Origin of the sequence: Actinomyces procaprae (genome assembly GCF_004798665.1) — a bacterium.
Taxonomy (GTDB): domain Bacteria; phylum Actinomycetota; class Actinomycetes; order Actinomycetales; family Actinomycetaceae; genus Actinomyces; species Actinomyces procaprae.
The window spans coordinates 1,172,323-1,186,001 of record NZ_CP039292.1 but is presented as its reverse complement, the minus strand read 5'-3'; the positions used below and the strand labels follow the sequence as shown (position 1 = coordinate 1,186,001).

General features: G+C 70.6%; 8 protein-coding genes. 7 read left to right on the top strand and 1 reads right to left on the bottom strand.

Going from position 1 to position 13,679, the window contains the following annotated elements; all coding sequences use genetic code 11:
• Positions 1-162 precede the first annotated feature (162 nt).
• From E4J16_RS04655 to modB, 7 genes are all read left to right on the top strand, one after another.
• On the top strand, positions 163-1,491 hold the full coding sequence (locus tag E4J16_RS04655) for an MFS transporter (RefSeq protein ID WP_136192823.1): 1,329 nt from the start codon (positions 163-165) through the stop codon (positions 1,489-1,491).
• A gap of 106 nt (positions 1,492-1,597) precedes the next feature.
• On the top strand, positions 1,598-5,401 hold the full coding sequence (locus E4J16_RS04650) for a nitrate reductase subunit alpha (protein ID WP_136313391.1): 3,804 nt from the start codon (positions 1,598-1,600) through the stop codon (positions 5,399-5,401).
• The gene (gene narH, locus E4J16_RS04645; RefSeq protein WP_136313390.1) at positions 5,401-7,002 is read left to right on the top strand and encodes a nitrate reductase subunit beta; all 1,602 of its coding nucleotides are present in this window, start codon (positions 5,401-5,403) and stop codon (positions 7,000-7,002) included. The genes E4J16_RS04650 and narH overlap by 1 nt, the downstream gene beginning before the upstream one ends.
• Before the next feature lie 25 nt (positions 7,003-7,027).
• Positions 7,028-7,798 carry a nitrate reductase molybdenum cofactor assembly chaperone gene (gene narJ, locus E4J16_RS04640; protein ID WP_240038269.1) on the top strand — a complete coding sequence of 257 codons (771 nt, stop codon included), beginning with the start codon at positions 7,028-7,030 and terminating at the stop codon, positions 7,796-7,798.
• Positions 7,795-8,589 (top strand): respiratory nitrate reductase subunit gamma, encoded by a 795-nt coding sequence (narI, locus tag E4J16_RS04635; protein ID WP_136192819.1) that lies wholly within the window; start codon positions 7,795-7,797, stop codon positions 8,587-8,589. The genes narJ and narI overlap by 4 nt, the downstream gene beginning before the upstream one ends.
• Before the next feature lie 1,037 nt (positions 8,590-9,626).
• Positions 9,627-10,484 carry a molybdate ABC transporter substrate-binding protein gene (gene modA, locus E4J16_RS04630; RefSeq protein ID WP_136313388.1) on the top strand — a complete coding sequence of 286 codons (858 nt, stop codon included), beginning with the start codon at positions 9,627-9,629 and terminating at the stop codon, positions 10,482-10,484.
• Positions 10,481-12,661, top strand: a complete 2,181-nt coding sequence (modB, locus tag E4J16_RS04625; RefSeq protein ID WP_338028876.1) for a molybdate ABC transporter permease subunit — start codon at positions 10,481-10,483, stop codon at positions 12,659-12,661. The genes modA and modB overlap by 4 nt, the downstream gene beginning before the upstream one ends.
• On the opposite strand, the gene E4J16_RS04620 is transcribed toward modB, so the two are convergent.
• Complete coding sequence (locus E4J16_RS04620) at positions 12,612-13,646, bottom strand: FecCD family ABC transporter permease (RefSeq protein WP_136314586.1); 1,035 nt, start codon at positions 13,644-13,646, stop codon at positions 12,612-12,614. The genes modB and E4J16_RS04620 overlap by 50 nt on opposite strands.
• Between the last annotated feature and the right edge of the window lie 33 nt (positions 13,647-13,679).

Genomic DNA, 13,679 nt, shown 5'->3' with positions numbered 1-13,679 from the left:
CCGCGCAATCAAGCCGCACGCATCCCCACCGCCGGGAGGACCAGACGCTCGGGCATCATTGGCGAATCACCCGACGGGCAGTCCAACGCATGGACGGCGCAGCCCCGTCACACCGGTGATCTCACGGTTACTCACCCCCTACTTCTCAGGAGTCACAGCACCATGAGTCAGCTCGACACCTCCGGCCGAGTCTTAACCGGTTGGAACCCGGAGGAGCCGGACAACTGGTCGGCGTCGATCGCCTGGCGCACACTGGCCATCACCACCTTCTCCCTCATGCTCGGATTCACGGTGTGGTTCCTGCCCAGCGCCGTCGCCCCGCGCCTGAACGAGATCGGCTTCGAGCTGACGAAGAACCAGATCTACTGGATCACCTCCATGCCGGGCCTGTCCTGCGCGGCGCTGCGCCTGATCTACATGTTCCTGCCGGCCACCATCGGCTCGCGCAAGATGATCGGCTGGTCCTCACTGCTGTACATCCTGCCCATGCTCGGCTGGTTCTTCGCCGTGCAGAATCCCTCCACCCCCTTCGCCACCCTGCTGGCCCTGTCCTTCACCTGCGGCATCGGCGCCGCCACCTTCTCCGGCTACATGCCCTCCACCGGCTTCTTCTTCCCCAAGCGCCTGTCCGGCACGGCACTGGGCCTGCAGGGCGGACTGGGCAATATGGGCATGAGCGTCATCCAGCTGGCCGCACCATTCCTGATGAGCACGAGCCTGTTCGGGCTCACCTGGGTGGCCCCCTACGCCGACGGCGCCCCCCGGGTCTTCAACGCCACCGTCTTCTTCCTGCCGTGGTCCCTGATCGCGGCAGCACTGGCCTTCGCCTACATCAAGGATGTTCCGGTCAAGGCCAATATCCGCCAGCAGCTGGACATCTTCGGCAACATCGACACCTGGCTGATGACGGTCCTGTACATCATGACCTTCGGCATCTTCTCCGGCTTCGCCGCCCAGACCGCCAACATCATCAACAACAACTACGGCGCCTCCTCCCCACTGGCCCAGACGCTGGCCGCCGCCGACCTGCCCAAGGGCGCCTCCTACGCCTTCATCGGCACCCTGCTGGGCTCCTTCCTGCGCTTCGCCTGGGGTCCCCTGTGCGACCGCTTCGGCGGCGCCATCTGGACCTTCGTGTCCGCCGTCGGCATGGCCGTCACCATGACCTTCTGCGGCTGGCAGGTCGCCACTGCCGACGACGCCGGCGACTTCCGCGTATTCATGGCCGGCCTGCTGGCCATGTTCTTCTTCGCCGGGGTGGGCAACGCCTCCACCTTCAAGCAGATGCCCATGATCATGCCCAAGCGGCAGGCGGGCGGGGCGATCGGCTTCACCGCCGCCGTCGCCTCCCTCGGCCCGTTCCTGGTCGGCATCGCCCTGACCCTGATGCCCACCTACACGTTCTTCTACGGCTGTGCCGCCTTCTGCGTGGTGTGCGCCGTCATCTGCTGGATCCGCTACGCCGGCCCGTCCGCCAAGCGGCCCGGCTGACCCCCCGACGACGGCGTCGCATGCAGCTTCCGCCCAACGGGAACCGCGCGGCGCAGCCACCCTGATCCCGCTTCCTAACACCGCCCACAACCGTCAAGGAACCGTGATGAGCACACCCACCGCCCCGATCGTCCCCGGACCCGACGCCAGGATAGAAAGCGCCCCGGGCCTGTTCACCCTGGGCTCCTACCTGCGCCGGGGTGAGGCCTCCACCGACGCCCGCCGACTGTTTCTCGAGGGCGGACGCGACGCCGACTCCTTCTACCGGCACCGGTGGAGCCACGACAAGATGGTCCACTCCACCCACGGCGTGAACTGCACCGGCTCCTGCGCCTGGGAGGTCTACGTCACCGACGGCGTGATCACCTGGGAGAAGCAGATCACCGACTACCCCACCACGGGGCCGGACATGCCCGAGTACGAGCCCCGCGGCTGCCCGCGCGGCGCAGCCTTCTCCTGGTACACCTACTCCCCCACGCGCATCCGCTACCCGTATGTGCGCAGCGTGCTGCTGGACGCATTCCGCGCCGCCCGGCAGCGGCACGACGGCGACGCCGTCGCCGCCTGGGCGGAGGTCACCGGGGACCCGGCCACCTCCCGCGCCTACAAGTCCGCACGCGGACGCGGCGGGATGGTGCGCGTCGGCTGGGACGAGGCGATGGACCTCATCGCCGCCGCCTACGTGCACACCATCCGCACCTGGGGGCCGGACCGCTGCGCCGGGTTCTCCGTCATCCCGGCGATGTCGATGCTCTCCTACGGGGCCGGCGCCCGCTTCCACGAGCTCATCGGCGGCACCATGCTGTCCTTCTACGACTGGTACGCGGACCTGCCGCCGGCCTCCCCGCAGGTGTTCGGCGACCAGACCGACGTGCCCGAGGCCGGCGACTGGTACAACGCCCAGTACCTGATCATGTGGGGCTCGAACCTGCCGCTGACCCGCACCCCGGACGCCCACTTCATGACCGAGGCCCGCTACCACGGGCAGAAGGTCGTGGCCGTCTCCCCCGACTACGCCGACAACACCAAGTTCGCCGACCAGTGGCTGCGGGTGGCCCCCGGCACCGACGGTGCCCTGGGCATGGCCATGGGGCACGTGATCCTGTCCGAGTTCCACGTCGGACGGCGCGAGCCCTTCTTCCTGGACTACATGCGCCGTCACACCGACGCCCCGTTCCTGGTGGAGCTGGTCCCCTCCCCCGACGGCTCCGGAACCGTACCGGGCCGCTTCGTCACCGCCGACGGCGTGGCCGGGGTGGCCGACGACCTGCCCCGCGGCGAGTTCCGGCCGCTGGTGTGGGACCGCGAGCGCGGCCCCGCCGACCCGGGCGGTACGCTCGCCGACCGCTTCACCCCCGAGGGCGAGGGCAAGTGGAACCTGCTCATGGAGGGCGTGGACCCGATCATGTCCATCGCCGAGCTCGCCGACGACGGCGCAGCGGGCGCGCCCTCCCCGGCCGGCCCCGCACCGGCGCGCGCCGTCGTCGAGCCCACGGAGATCCTGCTGCCCCGCTTCGACCTGCCCGGCTCCCAGACGCCCACCGGATCCGTCGGAGGCGGAGTGATCCGGCGGGGCGTGCCCGCGACCCGCCTGCCCGACGGGCGTCTGATCACCACCGTCTACGACCTGCTGCTGGCCGACTACGCGGTGTCCCGCCCCGGGCTGCCCGGCCAGTGGCCCGCCGACTACCACGACGCCACCATCCCGGGCACACCCGCCTGGGCGGCGGAACTCACCGGCGTCCCCGGGCCCGCCACGATCCGGGTGGCGCGCGACTTCGCCGTCAACGCCATCGAGTCCGGCGGCCGCTCCCAGATCGTCATGGGTGCCGGTATCAACCACTACTACCACGCGGACCAGATCTACCGGACGCTGCTGGCACTGACCTCCATGTGCGCCACCCAGGGCGTCAACGGTGGCGGCTGGGCCCACTACGTCGGCCAGGAGAAGGTCCGCCCCATCGCCGGCTGGTCGCAGTTCGCCTTCGCCCTGGACTGGCACCGGCCCGCCCGCCAGATGATCTCCACGGGCTTCTGGTACCTGACCACCGACCAGTGGCGCTACGACGACACCCAGGCCGACCGCCTGGCCTCCCCACTGGGCGCCGGCACCCTGGCGGGCAAGACCGTCTCAGACACGCTGGTGGAGGCGATGCGGCGCGGCTGGACCCCCTCCTACCCGACCTTCGACCGCAACCCGCTGCTGCTGGGCCAGCAGGCCGCCGCCGCGGGCATGGATCCCAAGGACTACGTCGTCGACCAGCTGACCCGGGGCGAGCTGCGCTTCGCCTGTGAGGACCCGGACGCCCCGGAGAACTTCCCCCGCATCCTGGCCTCCTGGCGCACCAACCTGCTGGGCTCCTCCGCCAAGGGCACCGAGTTCTTCCTGCGCCACATGGTCGGCTCCGGCGGTGACGTCAACGCGACCGAGACCCCCGCCGGACGCCGCCCGGAATCCATGACCTGGAGGGAGGAGGCGCCCCAGGGCAAGCTCGACCTGATGTGGACGGCGGACTTCCGCAACACCTCCACCACGCTGCACTCCGACGTCGTGCTGCCGGCGGCCACCTGGTATGAGAAGTACGACCTGTCCACCACGGACATGCACCCCTTCATCCACTCCTTCAACATGGCGATCGACCCGCCGTGGGAGGCGCGCAGCGACTTCGACATCTACCAGCAGCTGGCCGAGCTGGTCAGCGCCTGGGCGCCCAAGTACCTGGGCACCCAGACCGACGTCGTCGCCGCCCCGCTCACCCACGACACCCCCGACGCCATGACCATGCCGCATGGGGACACCGCCGCCCTGCCCCAGGCGTGGGTGCCGGGCGTGACCATGCCCAAGCTGGTGCCGATCGAGCGCGACTACACCCAGATCCGCAACAAGTTCGACGCCGTCGGCCCCCTGGTGGAGTCCCCCGGCATCCCCATCAAGGGCATCATGCTGCACCCGGAGCGGGAGATGGAGCGGCTGCGGCGCGCCCACGGCACCGGCGTCGGCGCGGCGGCGGGCCGTCCGCTGATCGACACTCCCATCCGGGCCGGCGACGCCGTCATGCACATGTCCGGCGCCACCAACGGGCATCTGGCCACCCAGGGCTGGCAGACCCTGTCCCGGCGCACCGGTACCCCGCTGGTGGAGCTGAGCGAGGAGGAGGCCGGCAAGCAGGTCACCTTCGCCGACACCCAGCTCAGGCCCCAGCCGGTGATCACCACCCCGGAGTGGTCCGGCTCGGAGCACGGGGGCAGGCGCTACTCGGCCTTCGTGGTCAATGTGGAGCACGCCAAGCCGTGGCACACGCTCACCGGCCGCATGCACTACTACCTGGACCACGACTGGATGCGGGACATGGGCGAATCGCTGCCAACCTTCCGCCCGCCGCTGGACTTCGCCGCCCTGTACGGGGAGGCCGCCCCCGGGCAGGTGGGCACCGCCCCCGACGGCGCCGTGCAGGTGGCCGTGCGCTACCTGACGGTCCACAACAAGTGGGCGATTCACTCCCAGTACTACGACAACCTGCACATGCTCACCCTGGGCAGGGGCGGCCAGACGATCTGGATGAGCCCGGCGGACGCGGACAAGATCGGCGTACAGGACAACGAGTGGGTGGAGGCCTATAACCGCAACGGGGTCGTGGCCGCCCGGGCGGTCGTCTCCCACCGCATCCCCGAGGGCACGGTGTTCATGCACCACGCCCAGGAGCGCACCATGAACACGCCACTGACCGAGTCCTCCGGCCGCCGCGGCGGCACCCATAACTCGCTGACCCGGATCGTGCTCAAGCCCAGTCACTTCGCGGGCGGGTACGCCCAGCTGTCCTACGCCTTCAACTACATCGGCCCCACCGGCAACAACCGCGACGAGGTGACGCTGATTCGTCGTCGCACCAACCAGGAGGTGACCTTCTGATGAAGGTGATGGCCCAGATCGCCATGGTGATGAACCTGGACAAGTGCATCGGCTGCCACACGTGCTCAGTCACCTGCAAGCAGGCGTGGACCAACCGGGAGGGCACCGAGTACATGTGGTTCAACAACGTCGAGACGCGCCCCGGCGTCGGCTACCCCAAGGGCTGGGAGGACCAGGAGCGCTGGCGCGGCGGCTGGGAGCGCACCGCCGGTGGGCGGCTGCGGCCCCGCTCCGGCGGGAGGCTGCGCCGCCTGGCGCAGATCTTCGCCAACCCGGACATGCCCGGCGTTGAGGACTACTACGAGCCGTGGACCTACGAGTACGACCGGCTGCTGTCCGCACCCAAGGACTCCCCCAGCATTCCGGTGGCGCGGGCCAAGAGCCAGCTGACCGGTGAGTACATGCCCACCATCCAGTGGGGTCCCAACTGGGACGACGATCTGGGCGGCTCCACCCAGACCCTCGCTGAGGACCCGATCGTGGCGAGCATGAGCCGGAAGATCGCCACCGAGATCGACCAGGCATTCATGTTCTACCTGCCCCGCATCTGCGAGCACTGCCTGAACCCGACCTGCGTGTCCGCCTGCCCGTCCGGCGCCATGTACAAGCGCAGCGAGGACGGCATCGTGCTGGTGGATCAGGACGCCTGCCGCGGCTGGCGCATGTGCGTGTCCGCCTGCCCGTATAAGAAGGTCTACTTCAACCACGCCACCGGCAAGGCGGAGAAGTGCACGCTGTGCTACCCGCGCCTGGAGGCCGGCCAGCCCACCGTCTGCTCAGAGACCTGCGTGGGGCGCCTGCGCTACCTGGGGGTGCTGCTGTACGACGCCGACCGGGTCTCCCAGGCCGCCGCCGTCGCCGACCCGCAGGACCTGTACGCGGCGCAGCGGGAGATCCTGCTGGACCCGCACGACCCGGAGGTGGTGCGGGCGGCCCGTGAGGCGGGTGTGCCTGCCTCCTGGGTACAGGCCGCTCAGGACTCCCCCGTGTGGGACCTGATCTCCACCTACCGGGTGGCGCTGCCACTGCACCCGGAGTACCGGACCATGCCGATGGTCTGGTACATCCCGCCGCTGTCGCCGGTGGTGGACGAGGTGGCCGCTGCGGGCCTGGACGGCGAGGACCACCGGGTGCTGCTTACCGCCGTGTCCGAGATGCGCATCCCGCTGGAGTACCTGGCGGGCCTGTTCACCGCCGGGGACACCGACGCCGTGGAGCTGGTGCTGCGGCGGCTGGCGGCCATGCGCTCCCACATGCGCGAAGTCCGGCTCGGACGTGAGGCAGACCCGGCCATCGCCGCAGCCGTCGGCATGAGTGGAGCACAGTTGGAGGACATGTACCGTCTGCTGGCGATCGCCAAGTACGACGACCGCTACGTCATCCCCACCGCCAGCCCGGAGGTGCCGCGCGGCATGACCGCCATGGGTGAGGACGTGCGCACCCTGCTGGGTGAGGGCGCTCCGGCCGCCTGCGGCTCCGGCGTCGGCCAGGGCGCGGAAGGGCCGGTGTCACTGCCGCTGCCGACCGTGCGCCGCGAACCGGTGCCGACGGCGGGCCCCGGCGTCGCAGTGAGTGCGGCCAACCGGGTCGGAGGCCACTGAAATGGCGGCGACGACGAGCACCGGGATGCGGCCGTCCGCGGCCACCACGCCGGTCATTGACGCCGTCGGCCGGGCGATCGTCCACATGAGCGCCTCGCTGCTGCTCGACTACCCCGCCGAGGACGCCTTCGACGAGCGGCTAGACGCCGTCGATGAGGCCCTGGCCAACGCCCCCGCGCTGCCCGAGGCGGTCCGCGCGCCGCTGGCGGAGTTCGTGGCGCAGGCACGCAGTCGGGGTACGCGCGCCCTGGCCGAGCACTATGTGGAGGTCTTCGACCGGCGCCGTCGCTGCTGCCTGTACCTGAGCTATTACGCCGTCGGCGACACCCGCTACCGGGGGGCGGCCCTGGTCGCCTTCAAGCAGGCCCTGGCCGCCGCCGGCTACGAGCTGGACCGCGACGAGCTGCCCGACTACCTGCCGGTGGTGCTGGAGCTGAGTGCCCGCAGCGGTGATGAGGTCGCCGACGTGCTGCTGTCCTCGCACCGGGACGGCCTGGAGGTGCTGCGCCGGGCCCTGACCGAGGCGGCCTCTCCGTATGCTCGGCTGCTTGACGCCGTCGTCGCCACCCTGGAGCCGGTGGACACTGCCACCGCCGAGCGGGTGCGGGCCCTGGTCGCTGCCGGCCCTCCCACCGAGACAGTGGGTGTCACCGACACGCTGCCTTTCCCGAGCATGCCGCCTGCGGCACCGGTCGGAGCCCCACTGCGCCATGAGCCTGTTCACGCCGCCGCGCGCACCGCCCCGTCGTCGTCCCCCGCCGGAATCACTCCCAGCAGTATCCAGGAGCAGCCATGAACACCTTCGAGTCGGCGGTCTTGTGGACCGCCCTGCCCTACGTGTCCTTCATTCTGCTGGCGGCGGGGCTGATATGGCGCTACCGCAATGACCAGTTCGGGTGGACCAGCCGGTCCTCACAGTGGCAGGAGTCGGCAATCCTGCGCTGGTCCTCCCCCCTGTTCCACTTCGGGATCCTGCTAGTCGCGCTCGGCCACTTCATGGGATTGGTGATTCCCAGGAGCTGGACCGAGGCTGCGGGCATTCCAGAGCACGTATACCACCTGGTGGCGGTGATCCCCGGCTCGCTGGCCGGGCTGATGACGCTGGTGGGACTGGCCGGGCTGCTCTACCGGCGCGTGGTGGTCAAGTCGGTGCGTCTGGCCACCACGAAGAACGACATCCTCATGTACGTGCTGCTCCTTGTGCCTGTGTGCCTGGGCGCGTGGGCGACGCTGTCCACTCAGCTGCTGGGCGGCGTCGACGGCGGTTACGACTACCGGGAGACGATCAGCCCGTGGTTCCGTTCGCTCTTCGCCCTGCAACCGCACCCGGAGCTGATGGCGGACGTGCCCATGGTGTTCAAGCTGCACATTGTGGCGGGGCTGGCGCTGTTCGCCGTCTGGCCCTTCACCCGGCTCGTCCACGTGGTTTCCGCACCGGTGGGGTATGTGACCCGGCCGTACGTGGTCTACCGCTCCCGCCCGGGCGCCACTTCCACCGTGCCGCCCCGCCGCGGCTGGCGGCCGGTGCACACCCAGGGCACCGGCAACCAGGGAGCGGACGATCTCACCCCCTCCCAGGGCGCCTAGCCAACCACCTACTCCTACTCCCACTCCCGTCCCCCCACCGAGATCGGTAGTTGTTACGTACCGAGATCGGTAGATCTTACGTACCGAGATCGGTAGTTGTTACGTACCGAGGTCGGTAGATCTTACGTACCGAGATCGGTAGTTGTTACGTACCGAGGTCGGTAGTTGTTACGTACCGAGGTCGGTAGAAGTTGCGTGCTCCTCCGACAAAAGAGGATCTTCGTGTTTGTGGGCGTGGTGTTCTCGGGCGGGCAAGGATGCTCTCGCCGTCGGCGGGGCGGTCGTCGACGCCGGCGGGATACACCTCCGGGATGCGGACTGGCCGCCGAAGATGCCCTCCCGGGCGGCGTCGACCGGGTGCCGGGCCGCGTCGTATGCACCAAGCCCGCATCCGCGAACAGCCCCACCGGGCCACCCGGGCCGGCTGTTCATGCTGGTGGGTGTGGTGGCCGACGTGCTGCGGGTTCAGGGGCCTGGTGAGCCTGCCGGCTCACCGCGGCGCAAGTGCCTGCCTGCTCACCCCGGCGCCTGGAAGCGGGTTCATCTGCAACGCCACTTCACCGTCTGCAACGCCACTTCGGGGTTAACAACGCCAGTTGACCGTCTCCTGAAGGGCTCCGAGGTATGCAGCAGAGCGTTAAGTAGCGTTGTTAACGCCCAACCGGCGCAGCAGACACCCCCACCCCACCACAACCACCACACCCCCAAACACGAAGAGCCTGTACTACTAGCGGAGCCTGAAGGGCTGACGGTGCATCGCACTTGTTTGTTTATGGTGCGGATGAATCAAATACGGGCAGCTCGAGGTCGATCTCGGCACGTAACAACTACCGACCTCAGTACGTAACAACTACCGACCTCAGTACGTAAGATCTACCGACCTCGGCACGGATGCCGGTTACCGGTTGCCGGTAGCCTCGCCGGTGGAGCCCGGCCCGACGACGCTCCTGCGCCGCCGGGCCGCGGAAACTCCCGGGGGGCCACCCGACGCCATGCGCCACGGCCTCGCAAACGCTCACGCCCCGAAAGGACCCGCCATGCACCGACCCCGTCAGGCCGCACCCGCGGCATACCCGACACGACGAATGGCGCTGGGCGCGGCCGCCCTGGTCGCCTCACTCTCGCTCGCCGCCTGCGTCGCCCCCATCCCCTCCGCCACCTCCGGCTCCCCCACCGGCACGGACGCCGCCCCCGCCTCGGCCACAGCCGACGGGTTATCCGGAGAGATCGTCGTACTCGCCGCAGCCTCCCTCCAGGACACATTCGAGGAGATCGCCGCGGACTTCCAGGAGGCCAACCCGAGCGCCTCCGTCACCTTCGACTTCCAAGGATCACAAGACCTGGTCACCGCGCTGGCAGAAGGCGCGACCGCGGACGTGCTCGCCACCGCCAACAACTCCACCATGGACGCCGCCGCCTCGCAGTCCCTCGTGGATGACCAGACCGAGTTCGCCACCAACGTGCTCACCCTCATCGTCCCCGCCGGCAACCCCGCAGGCGTCACCGGGATCGACGACGGTTCACTGGACGGCGCGGACCTCGTCGTCTGCGCCCCGGAGGTGCCCTGCGGCGAGGCCACCCGCGCACTCGCCAAGCAGCTCGGGATCACGCTGGCGCCCGCCTCCGAGGAACAGAAGGTCACAGATGTGCGCGGCAAGGTGGAATCCGGAGAGGCCGACGCCGGCATCGTCTACGCCACCGATGCCGCCGACGCCGGCGACGCCGTCGAAGTCATCGCCCTGCCTGACAACGACGTCGTCAACCACTACCCGATCGCGCTCACGCGGGACACCGTGAATGCTGAGACCGCCCAGGCCTTCGTCGACCTGGTCCTGTCCGACGCCGGGCAGGCAGTCCTGGCCGCCCACGGCTTCGGCGCCCCCACCGGCCAGTGACTCGGGCAGCGGCCGATTCCCGCCGCCAGGCTGCACGGCGGTCCGCATCCGGGGCGCGTGCGGGAGCACGCTCCGCCCGGGCCCGTGCGCGTTCCCGCGCCGCACGTACCCGTCTGCCGGCGGTTGTCGTACTGCCGGCTGTCATCGGCGCCTGCGCGATGCTGCTGCCCTTCTTTGGCCTGGGTACCCGCGTGGCCTGGACGCAGCTGCCCGTCCTGCTCGCCTCCGACTCCGCCCGCCTGGCGTTGAGCCTGTCACTGCGCACCTGCTCCCTGGCGACCATCATCTCGGTGGTGCTGGGGGTGCCGCTGGCGATTGTGCTCGCCCAGGAGTGGCCCGGGGTGCGCGTGGCCCGCGTGCTGGCCGTGCTTCCCATGACCATGCCCCCGGTGGTGGCCGGGACTGCGCTGCTTGCCGCGCTGGGCAAGCGCGGCCTGCTTGGTCCCCTCCTGGAGCGGATCGGCGTCCAGGTGGCCTTCACTACCGCCGCCGTGGTGATTGCGCAGGTGTTTGTCTCCATGCCCTACCTGGTGGTCACCCTGGAGGCGGCGCTGCGTTCACGCGACACCCGCCCCGAGGCGACCGCCCGCACGCTCGGCGCAGGCCCGACGACGGTGCTGGCCCGGATCACCCTGCCGCTGGCCGCCCCCGCCCTGGCTCGTGGTACGGCCCTGGCGCTGGGACGCAGTCTGGGAGAGTTCGGTGCCACCATCGCCTTCGCGGGCTCCCGCGAGGGCGTTACCCGCACCGTGCCGCTGGCGGTCTACCTCGAGCGCGAGTCAGACACCCCCACCGCTCTTGCGCTGGCGGTGGTGCTGATCATGGCGTCGTTCCTGGTGGTCGCCGCGACCGGCGTGCGCTGGGGGGCGTTCGCCCAGCGCCTGGTGCAGTTCGGGTCGGCCATCCGCGGCATCGTCTCCTCCGAGTCCCCCGGCGGCGGCCGGGCCGTGCCCGACGACGTCCCCGCCGCGCGGCTTTCGCCACCACCCCCGGGGATGCCCGCCGCTACGCCGTCGCCGCACGGGCGGTCAGTACGCGTGCGCTTCACTGAGGCTGAGCGGGACGTCGCCGTGGACCTGAGTATCCCGGCGGGCCGTACCCTGGCCCTTATCGGCCCTAACGGCTCGGGGAAGTCGACCGTGTGCGCCGTGGTCGCCGGGCTGCTGGATGCCTCCGAGGGTGAGGTGCGCATTGGGGGGCAGGTGGTCGACGGCGCGGCCGGCTTCGTTCCTGCCGGGCGGCGCGATGTGGCCCTGTTGTCCCAGGCGCCGGGCATGTTCACGCACATGTCGGTTCTGGACAACGTGGCCTTCGGTCCACGCTGCCGGGGCGCCTCCCGCGCCGCCGCCCGGCGGCTGGCCCGGGCGGAGCTCGCCGCGGTCGGAGCCGCGCATTTGGCGGGACGCCGCGCGGGCGAGCTCTCAGGCGGCCAGGCGGCACGGGTGGCACTGGCCCGCGCCCTGGCCACCCGCCCGGCGGTGCTGGTGCTAGATGAGCCGACCGCTGCCGTCGACGTCGGCGCCCGTCAGGAACTGCGCCTCCTAGTGGCCCGCCGCGCCGCCCACGACGGGCTGACCATCCTGCTGGTCACTCATGACGTGGCGGAGGTGGCGGCCCTGGCCGACGACGTGGCCGTGCTGGAGGGTGGCCGGGTGGTCGAGTGCGGGCCGGCCACCCGGGTGCTGGCCGCCCCGGCGAGCGCCTTCACCGCCCGGCTGACCGGGACGACGCTACTGCGCGGCATCCTGGCCGGCAGCCCCGAACAGCCACGCCTGCGCCTGCGAGACGGGATCGAGGTGGTCGCGGCACCGCTGGAGGAGGCCTCAGACCGCGCGGGCTTCCATGCCGGCGCACCGGCGTCGGCACTGTTTCCGCCCGAGGCGGTCGCCGTCTACACACGTGAGTCGGCGCCTGCGGAGGAGTCCACGGAGGAATCCGCGGTGGGCGGCGCGCCGGCAGGCAGTCCCCGCAATGCACTGCGAGCCACGGTGCGCGAGGTAGGCGGAGATCAGGGCCTGGTGGCGGTCGTGCTGGAGCTGGGCGACGGGCAGGCGCTACGCGCCCTGCTCACGGCGGGGGCGGTCGCGGAGCTGGGGCTGTGTCCGGGCCGACCGGTGACGGCGGTGATCAAGGCCGCCCAGGTGCGGCTGGTGCGCGCAGCCCCAGCAGCCACATGAGGTACACCCCGCCGCAGGCCGCGGCCAGCAGCCCGACGGGGATCTGGAAGGGCGCCAGTAGCCGCTGCGCAGCCAGGTCGGCGACCACCAGCAGGGCGGTCCCCATGGCGGCGGATACGGACAGCGTCAGCCCCGCCGTACGGGCCAGCCGCTGCGCCAGCTGGGGGGCGGCCAGTGCCAGGAATCCGATGGGGCCGGCCACGGATACGCACACCGCCGCAAGAACCACCCCGTAGCCGACCATGGCGGCGCGCACCCGCCCCACGCCGAGCCCGAGGGAGGTGGCGGCGTCGTCACCCAGCTCCAGGGCGGCGGCAGGCCGCCCGAACCACGCCGCCAGTGGAAGCAGTACCACCGCGGCCGCCGCCAGCGGACGCACCTGCGCCCAGGTGATGGCGTTCAGTGAGCCGTACTGCCAGGCGCGCGCCACCTCTGCCTGCTGGATAGTGGCACGCGAGAGCAGGTAGTCGTTGAGTGCAGACAGCGTCTGGGACAGGGCGACGCCGGCGAGCACCAGGTTCTCACCGACTCCCCCGCGCCTGCGCGCCGCGAGCACCACCACCGCGGCGGTGGCGAATCCGCCGATGGTGGTGCCCAGTGCGATGGTGGCGGTTGAGGAGGCGGCGGATACGAGGATGACCAGCAGGCCCCCAGTGGTGGCACCGGTGGTGAAGCCGACGATGTCAGGGCTGCCGAGCGGGTTCCTGGACAGGCTCTGGAAGAGGGCGCCCGACAGCGCCAGCATGGCGCCGATCAGGGCGGCGGAGACGAGCCGGGGCAGGCGCTGCCCCAGCACGATGAACCGGTCCAGATCACTGCCGCCGCCGACCAGGACGCGCAGGGCGTCGGAGGCGGGAAGCTCGTAGGCGCCGGTCAGCAGGGTGTAGGCGCCCGCCCCGATGGCCACGGCCAGCAGCGCCGTCGTCACGGTCAGGGCGCGCCGACGCAGCAGCAGGCTGCGGCCGCGGCCCGGGTGCAGCAGCAGGTGCCCGGACGGCGGCCCGGCCGCGGAGGGGGG

Excerpts from the sequence above, each read along its gene's own strand:
- modA (WP_136313388.1), top strand. The coding sequence starts at position 9,627 with ATGCACCGACCCCGTCAGGCCGCACCCGCGGCATACCCGACACGACGA.
- E4J16_RS04655 (WP_136192823.1), top strand. The coding sequence starts at position 163 with ATGAGTCAGCTCGACACCTCCGGCCGAGTCTTAACCGGTTGGAACCCG.
- narH (WP_136313390.1), top strand. The coding sequence starts at position 5,401 with ATGAAGGTGATGGCCCAGATCGCCATGGTGATGAACCTGGACAAGTGC.
- E4J16_RS04650 (WP_136313391.1), top strand. The coding sequence starts at position 1,598 with ATGAGCACACCCACCGCCCCGATCGTCCCCGGACCCGACGCCAGGATA.
- narJ (WP_240038269.1), top strand. The coding sequence starts at position 7,028 with ATGCGGCCGTCCGCGGCCACCACGCCGGTCATTGACGCCGTCGGCCGG.
- narI (WP_136192819.1), top strand. The coding sequence starts at position 7,795 with ATGAACACCTTCGAGTCGGCGGTCTTGTGGACCGCCCTGCCCTACGTG.